This window comes from Nocardioides zeae (assembly GCF_030818655.1).
GTDB lineage: Bacteria > Actinomycetota > Actinomycetes > Propionibacteriales > Nocardioidaceae > Nocardioides > Nocardioides zeae_A.
On the sequence record NZ_JAUTAN010000001.1, the window covers coordinates 4,069,293 to 4,093,195 of the forward strand.

Here is a 23,903-nt window from a genome sequence, read left to right on the forward strand (position 1 = left end):
GGCACGGAGCGTGTCACGCGGGACCGGCGACCCGCAGCCGTACGGCGCGCACCGCCAAACCCACCGCCACCACCGCCGCGCCCGCCACGACCGACGCGACCGGCAGCAGCACGGCCAGCACCACGCACCCCACGGCCCCGAGCACGCCGACGACTCCGCCGCGGCCCCCGGTACGCCGCGCGAGCGCCACCGCCGCCACGTTGGCGACGAGGTAGTAGAGCAGCACGCCGAACGAGCTGAACCCGACCGCGGTGCGCAGGTCCACGCTGAGCACGAGCACGGTGACCACGGCCCCGACGAGCAGCTGCGCGCGGTGGGGGACGTCGTACGTCGCGTGCAGCGTCGCCAGCGGCCGGGGCAGCTCGCCGTCCCGGGCCATGGCGAGCGTGGTGCGGCCGATGCCGCCGAGGAGCGCCAGCAGGGCGCCGAGCGCAGCGGCGCCGGCGCCGACGACGACGAGCGGCACGGCCCAGGCCGGTCCGCGGAGGTCGACGAGCTCACGCAGCGGTGCGGTCGATCCGGCGAGGCGCTCGGCGCCGAGGCCGTGCAGCAGCGCCACCGCCAGCAGCACGTAGAGGCCGAGCACCACGACGAACGCGATCCCGATGGCCCGAGGGATCGTCCGCGCGGGGTCCCGCACCTCCTCGCCGAGCGTCGCGACGCGGGCGTAGCCGGCGAACGCGAAGAACAGCAGGCCCGCGGCCTGGGCGACACCGAGCGCGTCGGCGTCCCCGGTCGCCAGCTGCGACGACAGCCCCCCGCCGCCGGCGACGAGCCCGACCCCGACGGCCACGAGGAGACCCAGCAGGGCGACCGCGAGGATCACCCGCGCGGCCCGGGCGGTGCGGGTGACGCCCCGGACCGTGACCAGCGTGAGCCCGAGGACCACGACGGCGGCGACCCCGCGGCGTACCGGCTCGGGGGCGTCCACCGGCACGGCGTAGACGGCGAACGCCGTCGCCATCGCCGCGCAGCTCGCGGTCTTGCCGACGACGAAGCACCAGCCGGCGGCGTACCCCCACCAGGCGCCGAGCTCGCGCCGCCCGTAGACGTAGGTGCCGCCGGCCGCGGGGTGGACGGCCGCGAGCCGCGCCGACGACGACGCGTTGCACCAGGCGACGACGGCGACGACGGCGAGCGCGACGAGCAGCCCGCCGCCCGAGCCGGCGGCGGCAGCGGCCGGGGCGAGCACCGTGAAGGCGCCTGCGCCGACCATGGCCGCGACTCCGACGACGGTGGCGTCGCCGAGCCCGAGCCGACGCTGCATGAGGGTGGTCACCGGGGCACTGTGGAGAGGCCAGGTGAACGGACGGTGCCGCGGACTACCGTGGGGCCATGCGCCTCACGAAGTTCGGCCACGCCTGCGTGCGGATCGCCCACGACGACCACGTGCTCGTCCTCGACCCCGGCATGTTCACCCAGCCCGAGGCCGTCGAGGGGGCGACGGCCGTGCTCGTCACCCACGAGCACGCCGACCACGTCGCCGTCGAGCACCTGCGCGCGACCGACGCGCCCGTCTTCACCATCGGCGCGGTCGCGCGGGCCATCGCCGAGGTCGCACCCGACGTGTCCGAGCGCGTCACGGTCGTCCGCCCCGGCGAGACCTTCGACGTCGGCGTCCCGGTGCGCGCCGTCGGGGAGAAGCACGCCGTGATCCACCCCGACTACGACCGCATCGACAACTCGGGCTACCTGCTCCAGGTCGGTGACCAGCGCGTCTTCCACCCCGGCGACGCGCTGACCGGTCCCGACGAGGCCGTCGACCTGCTGCTCGCCCCGGTCTCCGGGCCGTGGCTCAAGATCGGCGAGGCGATCGACTTCGCCCGCGGGGTCGGGGCGCCGCGCACCCTGGCGATCCACGACCGGGTCTACTCCGACGCCGGCCTCGGCATGGCCGACCAGCACTTCCGCCGCCTCCTCGGCGACGACCAGGAGTGGGTGCGCCTCGCCGACGGCGCCGAGCTCGACTGAGGCGGCCGGGGCGGTGAGCACCTGGCTCCGGTCGATCCCCCTCGACGGTCCCGCGGGCATGGCCCCGGCCGTCGTGGCCGCCATCGACGCCCGCCTCGCCGGCGTCGCGGCCGACCACGGCGTCGTGGTGCCGTGGGCGATCGAGAGCGGCAGCCGGGCGTGGGGCTTCGCCTCGCCCGACAGCGACTACGACTGCCGGTTCGTCTTCGTGCGCCCCCGTGAGGAGTACCTCTCGCCCTGGCGTCCCCGCGACGTCATCGAGACGCCGCTCGACCCCGTGCTCGACGTCAACGGGTGGGACCTCGTGAAAGCCGTCCAGCTGGCGGTCCGCGGCAACGCCGTCGTCGGCGAGTGGCTCCGCAGCCCGATCGTGTACGGCGGCGACCCCGCCTTCGCCGCCGAGCTCACCGACCTGCTCCGGGTGACCGGCGACCGGGCGGCGACCGCCCGGCACTACCTCCACGTCGGTCGCAACGAGTGGGACCCGGCGCGGACCGAAGCGGGCCAGCCGGTACGGCTGAAGAAGGTGCTCTACGCGACGCGCTCGGTGCTCGCGCTGCGGTGGCTCGAGCTGCACGACGGGGTGCCTCCGATGCAGCTCGACGAGCTGGTGGCGGAGACGGACCCGCCGCAGGCCGTCCGGGAGGTCCTCGCGGACGTCGTCGCCCGCAAGGCGGTCACCCGGGAGGTCGGCGCGGCGCCGGTGCCGGCCCCGCTCGCGGCGTACGTCGCCGGGATCGTCTCCCGCACCCCCGACCCGGTGCTGCCGGCCGTCCCGCGCGACGACGTACGGCGCGAGGCCGCCGCCCGCTTCGTCGCGATGGTCGAGCGGTGGGCGCCTGCGGAGGCCTAGTCGAGCAGCGCCTCCAACGTCCGCGGCAGGTCGCGCAGGGTGGCGAGGGTGGCGACCCGACCCCCGGCCGTGCGCGCGAAGGACCGGGCCTGGTCGTCGTCCTCCGCGGGCGCGACGATCCGGAGGTCCTCGATGTCCCTCGCCGCGGCCGTCGGGTCGACGTCGTCGGTGACGCGGCAGTCCGAGAGCAGCAGCGTGACCCGGCGGGGCGCCGCTGAGCGGAGGTGCTGCGCCGCCGCGGCCCGCAGCGCCGCGTCGAGCGAGGTGGCGCCGTGACCCCGCAGCCCGATGACGCGGTCCACGACGCGGTCGGGCACCGGGGTGGCCCCCATTGGCTGGAGCACCTCGGCGCGGCTGTCGAAGGCGACGACCGCGATCTCGCTGCCCACGTGGGTGGCATGCAGGGCACAGGCGGCCGCGGCGAGCGCTGCCGTGGCCAGCTGCCGGCCCTCCATCGAGCCCGACCGGTCGAGCAGCAGGCACACCGCCGCGCGAGGGCGCTCCCACGCCAGGCCCCGCAGGTCGGCGAGGTCCGGCACCCGCCGTACGGCGCGGGCCTCGAGCACGGCGTCGAGCGAGGCCTCGACGTCGAGGTCGCCGGCCCGGTCGGCGGGAACGGCTCGCAGCCGGGCGACGCCGGCACCTCCGCGCATCCCGGTGCGGGCGCGCTCGAGCACGAGCCGCGGCGCCAGCGAGCGCACCCGACGACGGAGGGACACGTCGGTCGCGCGGGCCATCAGCATCAGCAGGGGCAGCGTGTCGTCGGGGTCTTCCGCAGCAGCCTGCTCGAGGGCCTCCAGGTCGATCTCGCCGACCTCCGGGGAGAGCTCGGTGAAGCGGGGGTGCTGCTCGAGCTGGCTCCGCGGCACGGTCGGCTGCCGCCCCGACCGGCGGGGTGGGCCGTCAGGCGGAGCTGCGCCGGCGGACGCGGCCGGGCTGGGGGTGCCCGCCCCGGTGGGGGGCGGGCTCAGCGTTCCCCCGGCGCCCCGCCCTCCGCCCCGGGGTCGGTGTCGGACGCGGGCGGGTCGCCGACGACGTCGCGGTAGAGCTCCTCGATGATCTCCTCCGCGGTGCGTCCGGCTCCGTCGTCGACGCGCACCCGGCCGCTGAGCGCGACCAGCGCGGCGTCGAGCCCGACCTGCCAGTCGTCGGTGGCGCGGCCACGGGCCGCCGCGAGGTGGTGCGCCAGGCCGGCGAGGTCGATGGCGCCGCGCACCGACGAGCCCACGCGGAGGTCCGGGTGGGCGCGGGTGCGCCGCACGAGCTCCACCACCTGGTCCGCCCAGGCCGGGGGGAGGGTGGGTGCCGTCGCGCGGGTGCGGACGATCTGCGCCTCGGCCTCGGCGGACTGGTAGTCCATGGCGATCCGGCACGTGCGGTCGTAGACGGCTCCGGAGACGCGGGCTGTGCCCACCGCGTCGTACGGGTTCATCGCCGCGACGACGGCGAAGCCGGGCGCCGCGGTGACCGTCCCGAGCCGGGGCACGACGATCTCCCGCTCCGACATGACGGCGAGGAGCGTGTTGAGGGTCTCCTCGGGCACGCGGTTGAGCTCCTCGACGTAGAACAATCCGCCCGTGCGCATCGCGACGAGCAACGGTCCGTCGACGAAGATCGCGGCGTCGTAGCCCTTCTCGAGCACCTGGGCGGGGTCGAACTGGCCCACGACGCGTGCCGGGGTGAGCTCGGCGTTGCCCTCGACGAGCACGAAGGTGGTGCTGCGGGACGCCGCGACGGCGCGCAGGAGCGTGCTCTTGCCCGTGCCGGGCGGGCCCTCGAGCACGACGTCGGCGCCGGCGGCGAGCGCGGCCTCCAGCAGCTCGGTCTCCCGCTCGCGGCCGACGACGGCCGCCGCGACCTGCGCGGCGACCGTCGGGGCAGCGGAGCCGGCGAGCGGCAGGCTCACGAGTGGTCGTGCACGAGCACGCCGCGCACGTTCTTGCCGTTGAGCAGGTCGTCGTAGCCCTCGTTGACCTGCTCCAGCGAGTACGTCTGGGTGATCAGCTCGTCGAGCTTGAGGTCGCCCGACTGGTAGAGCCCCAGGATCCGCGGGATGTCCACCGTGGGGTTGCAGTCGCCGAACAGGCTGCCGAGCACCTGCTTGCGGAAGAGGGTCAGCACCGAGCCGGAGAGCTGGATGGTGGCCTCCTCCAGCTTGTTGAGGCCGGTGAGCACGACCTTGCCGCCCTTGCCGACGGCGTTGAAGCCGCCCTCGACGATCTCGGACGTCATGAGGCCGGGCGTGAGGATCGCGGCGTCCGCCATCTGCCCCCGGGTGAGGTTGGTGATGGTCTCCATCGCCTCGTCGGCGCTCGCGAACGCGTGCGTCGCGCCGAGCTCCATCGCCTTCTCGCGCTTGTTGGGGAGCGGGTCGATGGCGATGACGTTCTTGGCGCCCGCCAGCGCGGCCCCCTGCACGGCGTTGATGCCGATGCCGCCGATGCCCGCGACGACGACCGTCTGGCCGGCCTTGACGTCGGCCGTGTTGACCGCGGCGCCCCACCCGGTCGGCACGCCGCAGCCGACGAGCACCGCCTTGTCGAGCGGCAGGTCGTCGTCGACCTTCACGCACGAGTTCTGGTGGATCACCCCGTACTGGCTGAAGGTGCCGAGCATGCACATCGCGCCGTACTGGCCCCGGGCGCCGGTGATCGGGAACCGGTCGCCCGGGAGGTAGCCCTCGAGGATCGTCGCGCCCATGTCGCAGATGGACTGCTGGCCGTTGGCGCAGTAGCGACAGGTGCCGCAGTTGGGGATGAACGAGCACACGACGTGGTCGCCGGGCTTCACGCGGGTGACGCCGGGGCCGACCTCCTCGATGATCCCCGCGCCCTCGTGGCCGAGCACCATGGGCAGGCGTGCCTCGAGGTCGCCGTGGGCGATGTGCACGTCCGAGTGGCACAGCCCGCCGTAGAGGTAGCGGATGAGCACCTCGCCCTCGCGGGGCTTGTCGAGCTCCAGCTCCTCGATCTCGATCGGCTTGCCGGCTTCGATGACGACCGCTGCCTTGGTCTTCATGGTGCTCCTCTGCTCGTAGTGACGCAGACCACAGTCGCAGCGGAGCTCGGGGCGAGATGTCCAGGAACTGGACAGCCAGCGAATGCCGCCCCGCAGGTGTCCAGAGACTGGACAGCCGGGGAGCGCGAGCCTTCCTAGCGTGACCTGCGTCTCGTCATCCCCACGAAGGAGTTCGGTCATGACCATCAGCTCGCCGCGCGTCAAGGAGTTCCTCAACAGCCCGGTCCGCATGCTCGTCGACGGCGCGTGGGTGCCCGCCGCCTCCGGCCGGACCTTCGACACCCACGACCCGGCCACGGGCGAGGTGCTCGCCGCGGTGCCGCTCGGCGACGTCGAGGACGTCGACCGCGCCGTGGCCGCCGCGCGCCGCGCGTTCGACGACGGCGCCTGGGTGCGGATGCGCCCGAACGCCCGCGAGCGGATCATCTGGAAGATCGCCGACCTCATCGAGGAGCACGCCGCCGACCTCGCCGAGCTCGAGTCCCTCGACAACGGCAAGTCGGCCGGCATCGCGCAGGTCGCGGACGTGCGGTTCGCGGCCGAGTGCTTCCGCTACTACGCGGGCTGGCCGACCAAGCTCACGGGCACCACCAACGCGCCCTCGATGCTGCTCGCCGACCCCGGCCAGGACTTCCACGCCTACACGCGCCGCGAGCCCGTCGGCGTCTGCGGCCAGATCATCCCGTGGAACTTCCCCCTCCTCATGGCCGCGTGGAAGCTCGGCCCCGCCCTGGCGACCGGCAACACGGTCGTGCTCAAGCCCGCCGAGCAGACGCCCCTGACGGCCCTCTACCTCGGTCAGCTGCTCCTCGAGGCGGGGGTGCCGGCGGGCGTCGTCAACATCGTCACGGGCGCGGGCGAGACGGGCGCCGCGATCTCCGCGCACGACGACGTCGACAAGGTGGCCTTCACGGGCTCGACGGAGGTCGGCAAGAAGATCGTCGAGGCGGCCCAGGGCAACCTCAAGAAGGTCTCGCTCGAGCTCGGCGGCAAGTCGCCCAACATCGTCTTCGCCGACGCCGACATCCCCGCGGCGGTCGCCGGCACGATCATGGGCTTCACCTTCAACTCGGGCCAGGCCTGCGAGTCCGGCACGCGCGTCTTCGTCCACGAGGACGTGTACGACGAGTTCACGGCCGCCCTCGCCGAGGCGGTCGAGCAGCTGAAGGTCGGCCCCGGCAGCGACCCCGAGTCGGTCATCACGCCGCTCGTGTCCCAGGAGCAGCTCGACCGTGTCGCGGGCTACCTGGCCGCGGGCAAGGCGGACGGTGCGCGGGTGCTCGTGGGTGGCGAGCGCGTCGGGGACTCGGGCTACTACGTGCAGGCGACGGTGTTCGTCGACGCCACCCCCGACATGTCGATCGTGCGCGAGGAGATCTTCGGGCCCGTCGCGGTCGCGATCCGGTTCAGCGACGAGGACGAGGTCGTGGCCGCGGCCAACGACACCATCTACGGCCTCGCCGCCGGTCTCTGGACGAAGGACCTCAGCCGGGCGCACCGGGTCGCCGGCCGGCTCAAGGCGGGCCAGGTGTGGGTCAACACGTTCCACGCCTTCGACGCGGGCCTGCCGTTCGGCGGCTACAAGCAGTCGGGCTGGGGCCGCGAGCTCGGCGCCGAGGCGCTCGACCTCTACACGCAGGTGAAGGCGGTCAACATCGCGCTCTGACGACGCGGAGCAGCCGACGGGTCACGTCCACGGGGGTCCGCCCCGTGGACGTGACCCGCATCGCGTTGTCTCGGCTGGGACAATGGTCAGTCGGTAGTTAGCCTGGCCTAACCCCGTGGTCCGTCTGGAGGAAGAACTGTGCGTCCCATCCGTGTTGCCGTCGTCGGTGCCGGTCCCGCTGGCATCTACGCCGCGGACATCCTGACGAAGGAGTACGAGGCAGCGTCCGTCGACGTCTTCGATCGCCTGCCCGCACCCTACGGTCTGGTCCGTTACGGCGTGGCACCCGACCACCCGCGGATCAAGGAGATCATCAAGGCCCTGCGCCGCGTGCTCTCGAAGGACGAGATCCGGTTCTTCGGCAACGTGGACTTCGGCACCGACGTGAAGCTGGAGGACCTGCGCCAGTTCTACGACGCGGTGATCTTCGCGACCGGCGCGATCTTCGACCGCGACCTCGACATCCCGGGCATCGACCTCGAGGGCAGCTACGGCGCGGCCGACTTCGTCTCGTGGTTCGACGGCCACCCCGACTACCCGCGCGACTGGCCGCTCACGGCCGAGTCGGTCGCCGTGATCGGGGCCGGCAACGTGGCGCTCGACGTCGCGCGCATGCTGGCCAAGCCGGCCGACGAGCAGCTCACGACCGAGATCGCGGACAACGTCTACCAGGGCCTCAAGGCCAACAAGGCGACCGAGGTCCACGTCTTCGCGCGCCGCGGTCCGGCGCAGATCAAGTTCTCGCCGATGGAGCTGCGCGAGCTGTCGCACTCCCCGAGCATCGACGTCGTCGTCGACGAGGAGGACTTCCAGATCGACGACGCCGGCCAGGCCGCGATCCAGAAGACCAAGAGCGTGCGGCTCGTCGTCGACACCCTGCTCAAGTACGCCGAGTCCGAGCCCACCGGCGCCCCCCACCGCATCCACATCCACATGTGCCACAACCCCGTCGAGGTGCTCGGCGAGGACGGCAAGGTCGTGGCGATCCGCACCGAGCGCACCGAGCTCGACGGCACGGGCAACGCGGTCGGCACCGGCGAGTTCGTCGACACCCCCGTGCAGGCGGTCTACCGGGCGGTCGGCTACCGCAGCTCGGCCCTCCCGGAGGTCCCGTTCGACGAGACCGACCACGTCATCCCCAACGCGGGCGGTCGCGTGCTCGACCTCGACGGAGAGCACGTGGCGGGCACCTACTGCACCGGGTGGGTCAAGCGCGGTCCGGTCGGCCTCATCGGCCACACCAAGTCCGACGCCGCGGAGACGATCAGCAACCTGATCGCCGACCTCGAGACCACCCCCGCCCCGGAGCAGGCCGCCCCGGAGGCCGTCGAGCGCCACCTCACCGAGCGCGGCATCGACTTCACGACGTGGGACGACTGGATCCGCCTCGACGCCCACGAGGTCTCCCTCGGCGAGGCCGACGGGCGCGAGCGCATCAAGGTCGTGCCCCGCGAGGACATGCTGCGCCACTCACGCGCCTGACCTGCCCCACCGGAGCCACTCGTGGCCCCAGCGCCACGGAAAACGCGGCGCTGGGGCCACGACTGCGTTCGGGGGAGGTGCTCAGGCGTCGAGCGCGTGCCGCACGGGCTCGAGCTTCGCCTGGCTCTCGGCCAGCTCGTCCGCCGGGTCCGACCCGGCGACGATGCCGCACCCGGCGAAGAGCCGCACGCGGCCCCGTCCGGTCGCGGGGTCCGGTGCGACGACCTGCGCCGAGCGCAGCGCGATGCCCCACTCGCCGTCGCCGGTGGCGTCCATCCAGCCGACCGGGCCGGCGTACCGCTCCCGCTCCATGCCCTCGAGCTCCGCGATGAGGGCGGTCGCCGCCGGGGTCGGGGTGCCGCCGACGGCGGCCGACGGGTGCAGGGCGGCAGCGAGGCCCAGCGAGGTCGTGGGGGCGTCGTCGGGGACCACGCCGTTCACGTCGGTGGCCAGGTGCATGACGTTGGGCAGGTGCAGCACGAACGGCGACTCGGGCACGTTCATCGACGAGCAGTGCGGCTCGAGGGCGTCGGCGACCGAGCGCACGGCGTACTCGTGCTCCTCCAGGTCCTTCGACGACCGCGCCAGCTCGCCCGCGAGGCCGGCGTCGCGGGCGTCGTCACCGGTGCGCCGGATGGTGCCGGCGAGCACGCGCGACGTGACGAGGCCGCGCTCGCGGCGTACCAGCATCTCCGGCGTCGCCCCGAACAGGCCGTCCACGTGGAAGGTCCAGCAGGAGGAGTACGCCGCGGCGAGGCGCCGCAGCGGCCACCGGACGTCGACCGGCTCGTCCGTCTCGGCCACCACGTCGCGGGCCAGCACGACCTTCTCGAGCTCGCCGGCGTCGATCCGGGTGACGGCGTTGGCGACGGCGGCCTGCCAGGCGTCGTCGCTCAGCCCGCCGCCGGTGAAGCGCAGGCCCGTCGGCGCGGCCGGGGGCTCGGCGAGCCGCAGTGCGGGGGAACCGATGGTGTCGTGGCCGATGGTGGTGAGCCAGCGTCGGCCGCCGCGCTGGCCGACCACGACGCGGGGCACCACGAGGGTAGAGCTGCCCGGGGTGTCGGCGAACGCGAAGGACCCGAAGGCGACCAGGCCCGTGCCCGGCAGCCCGACCTCGTCGCGCACGACGGCCCGGGACGTCAGCGCTGCCCACCAGGCCTCGGCGTCGGCGAAGCGGTCGGCGCCGCTCGTGGTGACCTCCGCGGCCACGCCCCACCCGACGATGCCGTCCCCGGCCCGCACCCACGCGAGGGGGGCGTCGGCGGGGAGCAGGTCGACGAGGTCGCCCGGCGTGCCGTCGAGGGGCACCGTGCGGGCGACGAGGGAGACCGTGCCGGCGGTGGTGGAGCCGGGCTCGGAGGCGCTGCTGGTCATCGTCTCCACATTACTGGCCGGCAACGGGCACCCCGAACCTGCGGGCGTTGCTACCGTCACACCTCGTGCCCGCCCCTGACCGCAGTCCCGCCGCCCGCCTCACCGCCGCCGCCACGCTCCGCGCGGTGGTCGGCGGCGTCGTGGCCCTCCTCCTGTTCCTCGGCCTGGCCGTCGCGCTGCCCGCGGTCGTCGACGAGGACGACCCCGCGGACGGGGCCGACGGCGCCGGTGCGTCCGCCGACCCGGACAGCCCGCTCGAGCTCCCCGTCGTCGCCGGCGACTGGGTCTCGCTGACGCGCAGCGTCGACCTCGAGACGCTCCCGCCGGAGCAGCAGACGACCGTGGCGAGGATCGACGCGGCCTGGGCCTACGCGGACGACCAGCTGGCGGCCGACGCCGGTGTCGCCACCGACGCCGACCGCTACGTCATCCCCGACACCCAGACGGTCGTCGCCGTCCAGGCCTACCGCGGCCCCGACGGACCCCTCGTCCCGGCGACCCTGGCGGACCCGTCCTCCGGCGACGCCCGCCTGCTGCTGCAGAGCTTCGGCGACGTCGACTGCGTGCTCGACGTGATCGCCGGGGAGGTCTCGCCGACGCCGCAGGTGCAGGAGATGCAGTGCCGGCGCACCTCGGAGGACCTGACGATCCGCGTCTTCGTGCTCTCGGGGGCGAGCGGGACGCAGGTCCAGGAGCTCATCGACGCGCTGTGGAGCGAGCTGGACGGTCCGGCGGCCTGAGGCGACCCCGCACCGGACCCTCTCAGGACCAGTAGACGACCACGCCGTCCCCGACGCGCACCTGGTCGAAGAGCGCGGCGATGCCCTCGCGGTCGCGCACGTTGACGCACCCGTGCGAGGCGCCGTCGTAGCCGTTCGCCGCGAAGTCCGGCGAGTAGTGCACCGCCTGGCCGCCCGAGAAGAACATCGCGAACGGCATCGACGTGTCGTAGATCGACGAGACGTGGTCGCGGCTCTTGCGCTCCACCCGGAACGCGCCCTCGCGGGTCTCCATGCCCTCGCGGCCGAACCGCACGTCGAAGGTCTGCAGCACCTGGCCGTCGACCACCCAGCGCAGCGTCCGCGTGGACTTGTCGACGCAGAGCACCCGCCCCGTCCGGCAGCGCGCGTCGAGGGCGCCGGTCACCGGCACGATGTCGTGCATCTCCTCGTACGTCGGCGGCCCCGTCATCGCGTGCACCCGGTCCAGGGTGCGCTCGTCCACCTCGCCCGTGACGGGGAAGCCCCGCTTGGCCTGGAACCCCTCCACGGCGGCGACGGTCGCCGCGTCGTACTCGCCCGTGACGGACGGCAGCCAGTCGATCTGCACGAGGCGCGCCTGGAGGTCGCGGACCTCGTCGCCGCTGTCGCCCGCGGCGTACAGGGCGGGGCCGGGGACCAGCTCCGGCTCGGGCTCCGGCTCCGGTTCGGGCTGGGGCTCCGGCTCGGGGGCAGGTGCCGGGGTGGTCGGAGGGGTGGTCGGAGGGGTGGTCGAGGGGGTGGCCTCGGGCGACGGCGCGGTCGCCGCCCGGTGCTCGGCCTCGGCCCGGTAGGTGACGCCGGCGTACCCGACCGCCACCGCCAGCCCGCTCGTCACGCCCAACGCCAGCAGGGTGACCAGCACGCCTCGCAGGATCCTCATACCGCCACTCCTCGTCCACCACGGCCCCGATGGCCGTCCGAGGAGGAGGACGCGGTAGGCACCCGGCGGGTTGCATGCTGCGGCCACGTAGGCTGCGACCCGTGGCCCGCGCCGAGCTCGACAAGCAACCCTCCGACGTGCAGCGCATGTTCGACGCCGTCGCGAAGCGCTACGACGTCACCAACGACGTGCTCTCCCTCGGGCAGGACCGGCGCTGGCGCCGCGACGTGCACCGCGCCATCGACCCGAAGCCGGGCGACCTCGTCCTCGACCTCGCGGCCGGCACGGGCACGTCGAGCGCGCCGTTCGTCTCCGCCGGCGCCGTCGTCGTGCCCTGCGACTTCTCGCTCGGCATGCTCCGGGTGGGCAAGGCCAACCGCCCGCACCTGCCGTTCGTGGCGGGCGACGCGACGAACCTGCCGTTCGCGGACGACTCGTTCGACGCCGTCACCATCTCCTTCGGCCTGCGCAACGTGGTCGACACCGCGGCCGCGCTCGCCGAGATGCACCGGGTGACGCGCCCCGGCGGCACCCTCGTGGTGTGCGAGTTCTCGCACCCGACGTGGGCGCCGTTCCGCACGGTGTACGTCGAGTACCTCATGCGCGCCCTCCCGCCCGTCGCCCAGGCGCTGTCGTCGTCGCCGGACGCGTACGTCTACCTCGCGGAGTCCATCCGCGCCTGGCCCGACCAGGCCGGTCTCGCCGAGGTCATCGCCGAGGCCGGGTGGAGCAGCGTCGAGTGGCGCGACCTGACGGGCGGCATCGTGGCGCTGCACCGCGCGACCGCCTGAGCACCGCCCGTGTAACGCGGTGTCCGGGCTACTTCACACGTGGTCGACCGCCCGGGCAGTAGCAGTAACACCGCGTTACATGAGCCGGGGGGCCGGATCGCCCGTCGGACGCCTTGCCGGGTCGTGGTGCGAGGCCTGCGGAAAGTGATCGCCTGGCACCACGACCGCAGGCCGGCCCGCACGCGACCGCGCCCAGCCCGCCCCTGACCGCCAATTAAGCAAGCCCCCCGTGCGCTAAATCCGCAGGTCAGGGCCGGTGGCCAGGGGTCGCATCTGTCAGACCAGAGGTCTATGGTGTGACGCACAGCACTTTGTGATCCGTTTCACAAGTGCACGAGCGACGACCCTGCGCGGGTGTTCGGGCAGCTGCGCGGGCTTGCGGAAGGAGGGGCCGCGTGGAGCTCTACACCCCGGTGCTCGCACTGCTCGCGCTCGCGGCCGGGTTCGCGATCTTCTCGGTCGCGGTCAGCACCCTGACGGGGCCGAAGCGCTACAACCGGGCGCGGCTCGACTCCTACGAGTGCGGCATCGAGCCGACGCCCCAGCCGTTCGGCGGCGGGCGGATTCCGGTGAAGTACTACACGGTCGCGATGACCTTCATCATCTTCGACGTCGAGATCATGTTCCTCGTCCCGTGGGCGGTCTACTTCGACCAGCTCTCCTGGTTCGGTCTCATCGCCGTCGTCCTCTTCCTGTTCAACATCACCCTCGCCTACGCCTACGAGTGGCGCCGCGGCGGACTCGACTGGGACTGAGCGCCGTGATGCACGCACATTGCCCGCGTTCTCCTCGGTCGCCAGCCAACCCCGGGCTGCCTCCCTCGTCGGCCTCGGCACTGCACGCACCTCACGACGCTCAGCGAGAGGGGATCTGATGGGTATCGAGGAGAAGCTCCCCAGCGGGGTCCTGCTGACGACCGTCGAGGGCGTCGCGGGCTACATGCGCAAGGCCAGCTTCTGGCCGGCGACGTTCGGCCTGGCCTGCTGCGCCATCGAGATGATGACGACGGGCGGGCCGCGCTACGACCTGGCGCGCTACGGCATGGAGGTCTTCCGCGCGAGCCCGCGGCAGGCGGACCTCATGATCGTCGCGGGCCGGGTGAGCCAGAAGATGGCGCCGGTCCTGCGGCAGATCTACGACCAGATGGCCGAGCCGAAGTGGGTGCTCGCCATGGGCGTCTGCGCCAGCTCGGGCGGCATGTTCAACAACTACGCGATCGTGCAGGGCGTCGACCACGTGGTGCCGGTGGACATGTACCTCCCCGGCTGCCCGCCCCGCCCCGAGATGCTCATCGACGCCATCCTCAAGCTCCACGACCAGGTGCAGCACACCAAGTTCGGCGCCCAGCGCGACGCCCAGATCACCGAGCTCGAGACCGCCGCGCTCAACGCCGTGCCGACGGAGGAGCAGAAGGGCCTCCTGCGATGAGCGACGAGCACCTGCCCGAGCCGGCGGCCGCCGAGGCCGCCGCCCCCGCGGCGGAGGTGCGCGCGCGGCGTACCGGCATGTTCGGGGTGCGCGGCTCCGGCGACACCTCCGGCTTCGGCGGGCTGCGGCGCGACGTCGTCTTCCCGGCGCCGGCGGAGCGTCCCTTCGGCGGCTGGTACGACGCGGTCGTCGACACCCTCGAGGCCGCGGTGCCCGGCGGGGTCGCGCAGGTCGTCGTCCACCGCGGGGAGCTGACCCTCCACGTGCGCCGCGAGCACCTCGTGGCGGCGGCTCGGGCCCTGCGGGACGAGCCCGGGCTGCGGTTCGAGGTCTGCGCGAGCGTCAGCGGCGTGCACCACCCCGACGAGACGGGCGCCGAGCTGCACGTGGCCTACCACCTGCTCTCCATGACCCACAACCGCCGCGTCCGCGTCGAGGTGACCTGCCCCGACGCCGACCCGCACGTGCCCAGCGTCGTCGCGACCTACCCGACGGCCGACTGGCACGAGCGCGAGACGTGGGACTTCTTCGGGATCGTCTTCGACGGCCACCCGGCCCTCACCCGCATCCTCATGCCGGACGACTGGCCCGGCCACCCGCAGCGCAAGGACTACCCGCTCGGCGGGATCCACGTGGAGTACAAGGGCGGGACGATCCCGCCGCCCGACCAGCGGAGGTCGTACACCTGATGACCACGACACAGGGCAACCGGCCGCGCGACCCGTACGCCGCGGGAGCGGCCGGCGACACCGACGGGGCCGACGCGGGACGCGTCTTCACGGTCACGGGCCAGGACTGGGACGAGGTCGTCGCCGGTGTCGGCGAGGCCGGCGACGCCGAGCGGATCGTCGTCAACATGGGCCCGCAGCACCCGTCGACCCACGGCGTCCTCCGCCTCGTCCTCGAGCTCGAGGGGGAGACGGTCACCGAGGCGCGGTGCGGGATCGGCTACCTGCACACCGGCATCGAGAAGAACATGGAGCACCGGACGTGGACGCAGGGCGTCACGTTCTGCACCCGGATGGACTACCTGTCCCCGTTCTTCAACGAGGCGACCTACGTGCTGGGCGTCGAGCGGCTCCTCGACATCGAGGACGACGTGCCCGAGAAGGCGCAGGTCGTGCGGGTGCTGCTCATGGAGCTCAACCGCATCTCCTCCCACCTCGTCGCCATCGCGACCGGCGGCATGGAGCTCGGCGCGCTCACGGTGATGACGATCGGCTTCCGCGAGCGCGAGCAGGTGCTCGACCTGTTCGAGCTCATCACGGGCCTCCGCATGAACCACGCCTTCATCCGGCCCGGCGGCGTCGCGCAGGACCTGCCCGACGGCTCGCTCGCCGCGGTGCGCGATTTCGTCGCCCTCATGCGCAAGCGGCTCCCCGAGATCGCGGCGCTCTGCAACGCCAACCCGATCTTCCGGGGGCGGCTGGAGGGGGTGGGCTACCTCGACCTCGAGGGCTGCCTCGCCCTGGGGCTCACGGGCCCGGTGCTGAGGTCGACCGGCTACGGCTGGGACCTTCGCAAGACGCAGCCCTACTGCGGCTACGAGACCTACGACTTCGACGTGCAGACCTGGGACACGGCCGACTCCTACGGCCGGTTCCGGATCCGCATGAACGAGATGTTCGAGAGCCTGCGCATCGTCGAGCAGTGCGTCGCCCGGCTCGAGGGGCTCGAGGGCGCGCCGGTGATGGTCGCCGACAAGAAGATCGCGTGGCCGAGCCAGCTCTCCATCGGCTCCGACGGCCAGGGCAACAGCCTCGACCACATCCGCCACATCATGGGTGAGTCGATGGAGGCCCTGATCCACCACTTCAAGCTGGTCACCGAGGGCTTCCGGGTGCCGCCCGGCCAGGCGTACGTGCCGGTCGAGTCCCCGCGCGGCGAGCTGGGGGCGCACGTCGTCTCCGACGGCGGCACGAAGCCCCACCGGGTGCACTTCCGCGACCCGTCGTTCACGAACCTGCAGGCGACGAGCGTGATGAGCGAGGGCGGCATGGTCGCCGACGTCATCGTGGCCGTCGCCTCCATCGACCCCGTCATGGGAGGGGTGGACCGATGACGCTGTCGACCGAGACGCTCGCCGAGCTGCGCCAGATCACCGAGCGCTACCCGCAGGCCCGCTCGGGCCTGCTGCCGATGCTCCACCTCGTGCAGTCCGCGGAGGGCCGGATCACGCCCGAGGGCATCGAGGCCTGCGCGGAGATCCTCGGCCTCGCCCCGGCCGAGGTGAGCGGGGTCGCGACCTTCTACACGATGTACAAGCGCCGCCTCGTCGGCGACTACCACGTCGGGGTCTGCACCAACACGCTCTGCGCGGTCATGGGCGGCGACGAGATCTTCGCGGCGCTGAAGGAGCACCTGGGGATCGGCAACGACGAGACCACCGACGACGGCGTCGTCAGCCTCGAGCACGTCGAGTGCAACGCGGCCTGCGACTACGCCCCGGTCGTGATGGTCAACTGGGAGTTCGTCGACAACCAGACGCCCGAGAGCGCGCGGCGGCTGGTCGACGACCTGCGGTCCGGGGCCGAGGTGCGCTCCACCCGCGGCCCGGCCATCTGCACGTGGCGCCAGGCGGAGCGCGTGCTCGCCGGCTTCCCCGACGACCGCGCCGACGAGGGACCCGCCGCCGGGCCGGCCTCGCTGGCGGGGCTGCGCGTCGCCCGCGAGCGCGGCTGGGAGGCCCCGGCGGCCGGTGGCACCGACGCCGAGGACGAGTCCCACGGCGCCGCGCCCGACGTGGACCCCGACGACGCGGCCGCCGTGGCGGCCGACGAGCAGGCGGACACGGCGCGGGCGGAGTCCGAGGCCAAGCTCGACGAGGCACAGGAGGACGACGCATGAGCATCCCGCCGCTGACCCCGGTGCTCACCGACAACTGGGACGCCGAGCGCTCCTGGACGCTGGACTCCTACGTCGCGCGGGGCGGGTACGACGCGCTCGACGTCGCCTTCGCCATGGCGCCCGACGAGGTCGTCGCGGCCGTGAAGGACGCCGGTCTGCGCGGCCGGGGCGGCGCGGGGTTCCCCACGGGCATGAAGTGGGGCTTCATCCCGCAGGACCCGAGCGCGCCGGGCGGCGACAAGCCGAAGTACCTCGTCGTCAACGCCGACGAGTCGGAGCCGGGCACCTGCAAGGACATCCCGCTGATGATGGCGAGCCCCCACACGCTCGTCGAGGGCGTCATCCTCGCGGCGTACGCCATCCGCGCCCACCACGCCTTCATCTACGTGCGGGGCGAGGTGCTCCACGTCGTGCGGCGCCTGCAGCGCGCGGTGCAGGAGGCCTACCTGGCCGGCCACCTGGGGCGGGACATCCACGGCTCGGGCTACGACCTCGACCTGGTCGTGCACGCCGGGGCGGGGGCCTACATCTGCGGTGAGGAGACGGCGCTGCTCGACTCGCTCGAGGGCCGGCGCGGCCAGCCCCGGCTGCGGCCGCCGTTCCCCGCGGTCGCGGGCCTCTACGCGAGCCCGACCGTCATCAACAACGTCGAGTCGATCGCGTCGGTGCCGGCGATCATCCGCAACGGCGCCGACTGGTTCGCCTCGCTCGGCACGGAGAAGTCGAAGGGCTTCGTCATCTACTCGCTGTCGGGGCACGTGCGGAACCCGGGACAGTACGAGGCGCCCCTCGGCATCACGCTCCGCGAGCTCATCGACCTCGCCGGGGGGATCCGGGAGGGGCACCGCCTCAAGTTCTGGACGCCGGGCGGGTCGAGCACGCCGCTGCTGACGGAGGAGCACCTCGACGTGCCGCTCGACTACGAGTCCGTCGGCGGTGCCGGGTCGATGCTCGGCACCCGCGCGCTGCAGATCTTCGACGAGACCGTCTCGGTCGTGCGGTGCGTGCTGCGGTGGACGGAGTTCTACAAGCACGAGTCGTGCGGCAAGTGCACGCCGTGCCGCGAGGGCACGTGGTGGCTGGTGCAGACGCTGGCCCGCCTCGACGCCGGCCAGGGCGAGGAGGGCGACATCGAGAAGCTGCTCGACCTCTGCGACAACATCCTCGGCCGCTCGTTCTGCGCCCTCGGCGACGGTGCGACCAGCCCGATCACCTCGGCGATCCGCTACTTCCGCGACGAGTTCGAGGCGGCGATGCACACCCCGACGAGCGTCTCGTTCCCGCCGGCCGCCTCGACCGCCTGGTCCGACGCCTGGTCCGACGCCGCAACCACGGCGGGAGTGGGCGCATGACGACCACCCCGGAGCGGACCCCCACGACGGCCGGTGCCGTCGACCTCGTCACCGTCACCATCGACGGCGTCAACGTCGCGGTGCCGAAGGGCACCCTCGTGATCCGTGCCGCCGAGCAGGTCGGCATCGCCATCCCGCGCTTCTGCGACCACCCCCTGCTCGAGCCGGTCGGCGCCTGCCGGCAGTGCCTCGTCGACGTGCCCGACGCGGGCAACGGGCGGGGGCTGCCGAAGCCGCAGGCCTCCTGCACCCTGGAGGTCGCGGACGGCATGGTGGTCAACACCCAGGCCACCAGCGGCGTCGCCGACAAGGCGCAGCAGGGCGTGATGGAGCTGCTGCTCATCAACCACCCGCTCGACTGCCCGGTCTGCGACAAGGGCGGCGAGTGCCCCCTGCAGAACCAGGCGATGAGCAACGGCCGCGGCGACTCCCGCTTCGAGGGCGTCAAGCGCACCTTCCCGAAGCCGATCCACCTCTCGCCCCAGGTGCTCCTCGACCGGGAGCGGTGCATCGTCTGCCAGCGCTGCACGCGGTTCGCCGAGCAGATCCCGGGCGACCCGTTCATCGCGCTCGTCGAGCGGGGTGCGCAGCAGCAGATCGGCATCGCGGAGGACGCGCCCTTCTTGTCCTACTTCGCGGGCAACACCATCCAGATCTGCCCGGTCGGTGCGCTGACCAGCGAGGCCTACCGCTTCCGCTCGCGCCCCTTCGACCTCGTCTCGGTGCCGAGCGTGGCCGAGCACGACGCCTGCGGCTCCGCGATCCGGGTCGACCACCGGCGCGGCAGGGTCGTGCGGCGTCTCGCCGGCGACGACCCCGAGGTCAACGAGGAGTGGATCACCGACAAGGACCGCTTCGCGTTCACCTACGCCGCCGCGCCCGACCGGTTGACCTACCCGCAGGTGCGCGACACCGACGGCTCGCTCCGGCCCGCGTCGTGGCCCGAGGCCCTCGCGGTCGCGGCCCGCGGTCTCGCCGCGGCGCGGTACCGCGCCGAGGGACCCGGCGTCGGCGTGCTCCCCGGCGGCCGCGTCACCGCGGAGGACGCCTACGCCTACGCCACCTTCGCCCGTGTCGCCCTCGACACCAACGACGTCGACTTCCGCGCCCGCCCGCTGAGTACCGAGGAGACCGACTTCCTCGCGTCCCACGTCGTGCTCACCGGGCCCGGCGGTGGCGGCGTCACCCAGGCCGACCTGGAGGCGGCCCGCACCGTCGTGCTCGCGGGCCTCGAGCCCGAGGACGAGGCCGGCGCGATCTTCCTCCGGCTCCGCAAGGCGGTCCGCTCGGCACGGAGCCGTACGACGGTGCTCACCCTCGCGCCGTACCTCAGCCGCGGCTCGGCGAAGCTCCACGCCCGGCTGCTGCCCACGGCCCCCGGTGACGAGGCGACGGCGCTCGACGGTCTCGCCGACCGCGCCGAGGAGCTCGTCGGCGCGAGCCTCGGCCCGGACGACGTGCTGCTGGTCGGCGAGCGGCTGGCCACCGCGCCGGGCGCCCTCTCCGCCGCCGCACGTCTCGCCGCGACGACGGGTGCCCGGCTGGGCTGGGTGCCCCGTCGGGCCGGTGACCGGGGCGCGCTCGAGACCGGGTGCCTGCCCACCCTGCTGCCCGGCGGCCGACCGGTCGCCGACGCCGCGGCGCGGGTCGACGCCGCCGCGGCCTGGGGCGTCACGACCCTGCCGGAGCGACCCGGCCGCGACGCCGAGCAGATCGTGGCGGCCGCGGCCGCGGGCGAGCTCGCCGGCCTCGTCGTCGGCGGCGTGGACCCGGCCGACCTGCCCGACCCCGCCGCGTTCCGGGCGGCGCTCGAGCGGGCGGAGTTCGTCGTCAGCCTCGAGCTGCGGGCCACCGAGGTGACCGCCCACGCCGACGTCGTGCTGCCGGTCGCCGCGGTCGCCGAGAAGGCGGGCACGTTCGTGACCTGGGAGGGCCGTCCGCGGCCGTTCCCCACGGTGCTGGCGGGCACCAACCGCCTGTCCGACTCGCGGGTGCTCGCCGGGATCGCCGAGGAGCTCGGCCGCCCCCTGGGCTTCCGCACGGTGGCCGAGGTGCGCGAGCAGATGGAGGCGCTCGGCGCGTGGGACGGTGACCGGGCCGCGTCCCGCCCCGTCCCGTCGGCCGCGAGCGACGCGGCCGGCAGGAGGCCGTCCGACGGCCACCGCCTCGCCACCTGGAAGCAGCTGCTCGACCTCGGGTCGCTCCAGGACGGCGACCCCGCGCTCCGCGCCTCGATGCGTCCGGCGGTCGTGCGGGTCGGCTCCGCGACGTACGAGGCCCTCGGCCGCCCCGCACAGGTGCGGGTCACGGGGAGCCGGGGCGCGGTGGAGCTGCCCTGCGTCCACGAGCCGACGCTGGTCGACGGCACCGTCTGGGTGCCGACCCGCTCCGCGGGTCGCGGGGTGCTCGCCGACCTCGCGGCACCGGGCGAGCGCGTGCAGGTGGAGGTGGCCCCGTGAACGGTCTCGACGCCTTCGGCGGCGACGCGCTCTGGGTGGTGCTGCTCAAGGCGGTGCTCATCTTCGTCGTGCTGGTGCTGCTGACGCTGTTCAACATCTGGTTCGAGCGCCGCGTCGTGGCGCGGATGCAGCACCGCGTCGGCCCCAACAAGAACGGTCCGTTCGGCCTCCTGCAGAGCCTCGCCGACGGCGTGAAGCTGGCGCTGAAGGAGGACATCGTCCCGAAGGCCGCGGACAAGGTGGTCTTCGTCATCGCGCCCGTCGTCTGCGTGGTGCCGGCGTTCGTGACGTTCGCGGTGATCCCGTTCGGGCCCGAGGTGACGATCCCGTTCACCGACACCGTCACGCCGCTGCAGCTCACCGACATGCCCGTGGCGGTGCTGTTCGTGATGGCGATCGCGTCGATCGGCATCTACGGCATCGTGCTCGGCGGCTGGTCGAGCGGCTCGACGTACTCGCTGCTGGGCGGCCTCCGCTCGAGCGCGCAGATGATCTCCTACGAGGTCGCGATGGGCCTGGCGCTCGTCAGCGTGTTCCTCTACGCGGGATCCGCCTCGACGTCGGAGATCGTGGCGGCGCAGGCCGACGGCTGGTGGTACGCGTTCACGATGGCGCCCGCGTTCGTCGTCTACGTGATCGCCATGGTCGGCGAGACCAACCGCGCGCCCTTCGACCTCCCCGAGGCCGAGGGCGAGCTGGTGGGCGGGTTCCACACCGAGTACAGCTCGCTCAAGTTCGCGCTGTTCTTCCTCGCCGAGTACATCAACATGGTCACCGTCTCCGCCCTCGCGACGACGCTGTTCCTCGGCGGCTGGCTGGCCCCGTTCGGCCTCGGGCACGTCTGGGAGGGCGCGAACGAGGGCTACTGGCCGGCGCTGTGGTTCTTCGGCAAGGTCTTCCTCTTCATGTTCCTGTTCGTCTGGCTGCGCGGCACCCTGCCGCGGATGCGCTACGACCAGTTCATGGACTTCGGCTGGAAGCGCCTGATCCCGGTGGCGCTCGGCTGGGTCGTGCTGGCCGCGATCGTGCGGCTCGCGATCGAGGACCGGGTGGTCGACCGGGGCCCGCTGCAGATCGGTGCGGTCGCGCTGGCGGTCGGGATCATCGCCTACGTCGTGGTGGTCGTCGTCTCGACCGAGCCGACGGAGCCCGACCCCGACGTGCCCGCCCCGCACACCGGCACCGGCGCCTACCCGGTGCCCCCGATGCCCGCGGGCGGTGCCGTGCGCGGCGCGGCCGCCCCGCTGACGTTCACCTCGTCCGGCCCCGTGCGGGCCGGCGTGGTCGAGGAGGAGGCGCGATGACGCTCAAGGAGCAGCTCTGGGACCCGGTCGCCGGGTTCGGGGTCACCTTCCGCACGATGTTCCGGAAGGTGGTGACCGAGGACTACCCGACGGAGAAGAAGCCGACCGCTCCCCGGTTCCACGGCCGCCACCAGCTCAACCGGTGGCCCGACGGGCTCGAGAAGTGCGTGGGCTGCGAGCTCTGTGCGTGGGCGTGCCCCGCCGACGCGATCTACGTCGAGGGCGCCTCCAACACCGACGACGAGCGCTACTCGCCGGGGGAGCGCTACGGCCGCGTCTACCAGATCAACTACCTGCGCTGCATCCTCTGCGGGCTGTGCATCGAGGCCTGCCCGACGCGCGCGCTGACGATGACGAACGAGTACGAGCTCGCCGACTCCTCCCGCGAGGCGCTCATCTACGAGAAGTCGGACCTCCTGGCCCCGCTGCTGCCCGGCATGGAGCAGCCGCCGCACCCGATGCGGCTGGGCGCCGACGAGGGCGACTACTACCGGGGCTCGCTCGCCGACCGGTACGCCGCGCCCGAGCCCGGGACGGCCCGATGATCGCCTTCTGGGTGCTCGCCCCGGTCATGGTCGCGGCGGCACTGGGGGTGCTGTTCGTGCGCAAGGCGGTGCACGCGGCGCTGCTGCTGGCGGTCGTGATGATCAGCCTCGCCGTGCTCTACGCCGTGCTCGAGGCCCCGTTCCTCTTCGCGGTGCAGATCATCGTCTACACGGGCGCGATCATGATGCTGTTCCTCTTCGTGCTCATGCTGGTCGGCGTCGACGCCTCCGACTCCGTCGTGGAGACCATCCGCGGTCAGCGCGTCCTGGCGGTCGTCGTCGGCGGCACGTTCGCGCTGCTGCTCGGCCTGCTGCTGGGCCAGGCGAGCCTCGGCGCCGCCTCCGGCCTCGCCGACGCCAACGCGGGCGGCAACATCGAGGGTCTCGCCCAGGTGCTGTTCTCCCGCTACGTGCTGGCCTTCGAGGCCACCGCGGCCCTGCTCATCACCGCCGCCCTCGGCGCGATGGTGCTCGCCCACCGCGAGCGCCTGACCCCGCGGGAGAGCCAGGCCGACCGGGCCCGCGCCCGCGTGCGGGCGTACGGCGCGGAGGGCGCCCACCTCGGACCCGAGCCCGCCCCGGGCGTCTACGCCCGGCACAACGCCGTCGACACCCCGGCGCTGCTGCCCGACGGCACGCCGGCCGCGAGCTCCGTGCCCGGGATCATCGTGGCCCGGGGCACCGGGCGGCGCGCCCCGGCGTACCGCGACGTCGAGGACGTCGTCGGCACCCTCGCGGGGCCGCGGGCGGACTCGCTCGAGGAGACCGACGCCGAGGACACGCCTCCGGCGGACGGGCGGGGTGCGTGATGGACGACCTGACCCCGTTCCTCGTCCTCTCGGCGATCCTCTTCAGCATCGGCTGCGTCGGCGTGCTCGTGCGGCGCAACGCGATCGTCGTGTTCATGTGCGTCGAGCTCATGCTCAACGCCTCCAACCTGGCGTTCGTCGTGTTCGCGAAGCAGCACGGCAACCTCGACGGCCAGGTCGCGGCCTTCTTCGTGATGGTGGTCGCCGCCGCCGAGGTGGTCGTCGGGCTCGCGATCATCATGACCATCTTCCGCTCGCGCCGGTCGGCCTCGGTCGACGACGCCAGCCTGCTAAAGCTCTAGGGGAAGGGCGACGTGAACCTCTCGTCACAGACGCTCCTGCTGGCCGCGGCCGAGGGGCACC

23 protein-coding genes are annotated in these 23,903 nt (G+C 73.3%); 17 read left to right on the forward strand and 6 right to left on the reverse strand.

Going from position 1 to position 23,903, the window contains the following annotated elements; all coding sequences use genetic code 11:
• Positions 1 to 13 precede the first annotated feature (13 nt).
• Positions 14 to 1,279: an APC family permease gene (locus tag QE405_RS19260; protein ID WP_307204285.1), complete on the reverse strand. Its 1,266-nt coding sequence runs from the start codon at positions 1,277 to 1,279 to the stop codon at positions 14 to 16.
• A 56-nt stretch (positions 1,280 to 1,335) separates the two neighbouring features.
• Between QE405_RS19260 and QE405_RS19265 the strand changes: the two genes are divergently transcribed.
• Entirely contained in the window at positions 1,336 to 1,971 is a 636-nt protein-coding gene (locus tag QE405_RS19265) for an MBL fold metallo-hydrolase (protein ID WP_307204287.1), read from the forward strand.
• 13 nt (positions 1,972 to 1,984) lie between these two features.
• The gene (locus tag QE405_RS19270; protein WP_307204288.1) at positions 1,985 to 2,824 is read left to right on the forward strand and encodes a nucleotidyltransferase domain-containing protein; all 840 of its coding nucleotides are present in this window, start codon (positions 1,985 to 1,987) and stop codon (positions 2,822 to 2,824) included.
• On the opposite strand, the gene QE405_RS19275 is transcribed toward QE405_RS19270, so the two are convergent.
• The 3 genes from QE405_RS19275 to QE405_RS19285 form a co-directional block, all read right to left on the reverse strand.
• Positions 2,821 to 3,693, reverse strand: coding sequence for a VWA domain-containing protein (locus QE405_RS19275; RefSeq protein ID WP_307204290.1), 873 nt, complete (start codon positions 3,691 to 3,693; stop codon positions 2,821 to 2,823). The genes QE405_RS19270 and QE405_RS19275 overlap by 4 nt on opposite strands.
• 98 nt (positions 3,694 to 3,791) lie before the next feature.
• Positions 3,792 to 4,730, reverse strand: coding sequence for an AAA family ATPase (locus tag QE405_RS19280; protein ID WP_307204292.1), 939 nt, complete (start codon positions 4,728 to 4,730; stop codon positions 3,792 to 3,794).
• On the reverse strand, positions 4,727 to 5,842 hold the full coding sequence (locus QE405_RS19285) for an NDMA-dependent alcohol dehydrogenase (protein ID WP_307204294.1): 1,116 nt from the start codon (positions 5,840 to 5,842) through the stop codon (positions 4,727 to 4,729). The genes QE405_RS19280 and QE405_RS19285 overlap by 4 nt, the downstream gene beginning before the upstream one ends.
• Positions 5,843 to 6,020: 178 nt before the next feature.
• On the opposite strand from QE405_RS19285, the gene QE405_RS19290 reads away from it, so the two are divergent.
• The gene (locus QE405_RS19290) at positions 6,021 to 7,508 is read left to right on the forward strand and encodes an aldehyde dehydrogenase family protein (protein WP_307204296.1); all 1,488 of its coding nucleotides are present in this window, start codon (positions 6,021 to 6,023) and stop codon (positions 7,506 to 7,508) included.
• Positions 7,509 to 7,646: 138 nt separating this feature from the next.
• Entirely contained in the window at positions 7,647 to 8,990 is a 1,344-nt protein-coding gene (locus QE405_RS19295; RefSeq protein ID WP_307204298.1) for an FAD-dependent oxidoreductase, read from the forward strand.
• 81 nt (positions 8,991 to 9,071) lie between these two features.
• Here QE405_RS19295 and QE405_RS19300 read toward each other — a convergent pair whose 3' ends face one another.
• The gene (locus QE405_RS19300; RefSeq protein ID WP_307204300.1) at positions 9,072 to 10,364 is read right to left on the reverse strand and encodes an isochorismate synthase; all 1,293 of its coding nucleotides are present in this window, start codon (positions 10,362 to 10,364) and stop codon (positions 9,072 to 9,074) included.
• 65 nt (positions 10,365 to 10,429) lie between these two features.
• Here QE405_RS19300 and QE405_RS19305 point away from each other — a divergent pair, with 65 nt between their 5' ends.
• Positions 10,430 to 11,104, forward strand: coding sequence for a hypothetical protein (locus QE405_RS19305; protein WP_307204302.1), 675 nt, complete (start codon positions 10,430 to 10,432; stop codon positions 11,102 to 11,104).
• Positions 11,105 to 11,126: 22 nt separating this feature from the next.
• Here QE405_RS19305 and QE405_RS19310 read toward each other — a convergent pair whose 3' ends face one another.
• On the reverse strand, positions 11,127 to 12,005 hold the full coding sequence (locus QE405_RS19310) for a L,D-transpeptidase family protein (protein ID WP_307204304.1): 879 nt from the start codon (positions 12,003 to 12,005) through the stop codon (positions 11,127 to 11,129).
• 101 nt (positions 12,006 to 12,106) lie between these two features.
• Between QE405_RS19310 and QE405_RS19315 the strand changes: the two genes are divergently transcribed.
• From QE405_RS19315 to nuoK, 12 genes are all read left to right on the forward strand, one after another.
• Positions 12,107 to 12,796 (forward strand): demethylmenaquinone methyltransferase, encoded by a 690-nt coding sequence (locus tag QE405_RS19315; protein ID WP_373459475.1) that lies wholly within the window; start codon positions 12,107 to 12,109, stop codon positions 12,794 to 12,796.
• 395 nt (positions 12,797 to 13,191) lie between these two features.
• Positions 13,192 to 13,551, forward strand: coding sequence for an NADH-quinone oxidoreductase subunit A (locus tag QE405_RS19320; protein ID WP_028474785.1), 360 nt, complete (start codon positions 13,192 to 13,194; stop codon positions 13,549 to 13,551).
• Positions 13,552 to 13,669: 118 nt separating this feature from the next.
• On the forward strand, positions 13,670 to 14,224 hold the full coding sequence (locus QE405_RS19325; protein ID WP_163771066.1) for a NuoB/complex I 20 kDa subunit family protein: 555 nt from the start codon (positions 13,670 to 13,672) through the stop codon (positions 14,222 to 14,224).
• Positions 14,221 to 14,913 carry an NADH-quinone oxidoreductase subunit C gene (locus tag QE405_RS19330; protein WP_307204309.1) on the forward strand — a complete coding sequence of 231 codons (693 nt, stop codon included), beginning with the start codon at positions 14,221 to 14,223 and terminating at the stop codon, positions 14,911 to 14,913. Before QE405_RS19325 ends, QE405_RS19330 begins: the two co-directional genes overlap by 4 nt.
• Positions 14,913 to 16,286 (forward strand): NADH-quinone oxidoreductase subunit D, encoded by a 1,374-nt coding sequence (locus QE405_RS19335; protein WP_307204311.1) that lies wholly within the window; start codon positions 14,913 to 14,915, stop codon positions 16,284 to 16,286. Before QE405_RS19330 ends, QE405_RS19335 begins: the two co-directional genes overlap by 1 nt.
• On the forward strand, positions 16,283 to 17,071 hold the full coding sequence (nuoE, locus tag QE405_RS19340; RefSeq protein WP_307204313.1) for an NADH-quinone oxidoreductase subunit NuoE: 789 nt from the start codon (positions 16,283 to 16,285) through the stop codon (positions 17,069 to 17,071). Before QE405_RS19335 ends, nuoE begins: the two co-directional genes overlap by 4 nt.
• Complete coding sequence (nuoF, locus tag QE405_RS19345; RefSeq protein ID WP_307204315.1) at positions 17,068 to 18,423, forward strand: NADH-quinone oxidoreductase subunit NuoF; 1,356 nt, start codon at positions 17,068 to 17,070, stop codon at positions 18,421 to 18,423. Before nuoE ends, nuoF begins: the two co-directional genes overlap by 4 nt.
• Entirely contained in the window at positions 18,420 to 20,882 is a 2,463-nt protein-coding gene (locus tag QE405_RS19350) for an NADH-quinone oxidoreductase subunit G (RefSeq protein ID WP_307204317.1), read from the forward strand. The genes nuoF and QE405_RS19350 overlap by 4 nt, the downstream gene beginning before the upstream one ends.
• Positions 20,879 to 22,186, forward strand: coding sequence for an NADH-quinone oxidoreductase subunit NuoH (nuoH, locus tag QE405_RS19355; RefSeq protein ID WP_307204319.1), 1,308 nt, complete (start codon positions 20,879 to 20,881; stop codon positions 22,184 to 22,186). The genes QE405_RS19350 and nuoH overlap by 4 nt, the downstream gene beginning before the upstream one ends.
• A complete protein-coding gene (gene nuoI / locus QE405_RS19360; RefSeq protein WP_307204321.1) occupies positions 22,183 to 22,731 on the forward strand; it encodes an NADH-quinone oxidoreductase subunit NuoI in 549 nt (182 codons plus the stop codon). The genes nuoH and nuoI overlap by 4 nt, the downstream gene beginning before the upstream one ends.
• Entirely contained in the window at positions 22,728 to 23,540 is an 813-nt protein-coding gene (locus QE405_RS19365; protein ID WP_307204323.1) for an NADH-quinone oxidoreductase subunit J, read from the forward strand. Before nuoI ends, QE405_RS19365 begins: the two co-directional genes overlap by 4 nt.
• A complete protein-coding gene (nuoK, locus tag QE405_RS19370; protein ID WP_174267669.1) occupies positions 23,540 to 23,842 on the forward strand; it encodes an NADH-quinone oxidoreductase subunit NuoK in 303 nt (100 codons plus the stop codon). Before QE405_RS19365 ends, nuoK begins: the two co-directional genes overlap by 1 nt.
• The last annotated feature ends 61 nt before the right edge of the window (positions 23,843 to 23,903 follow it).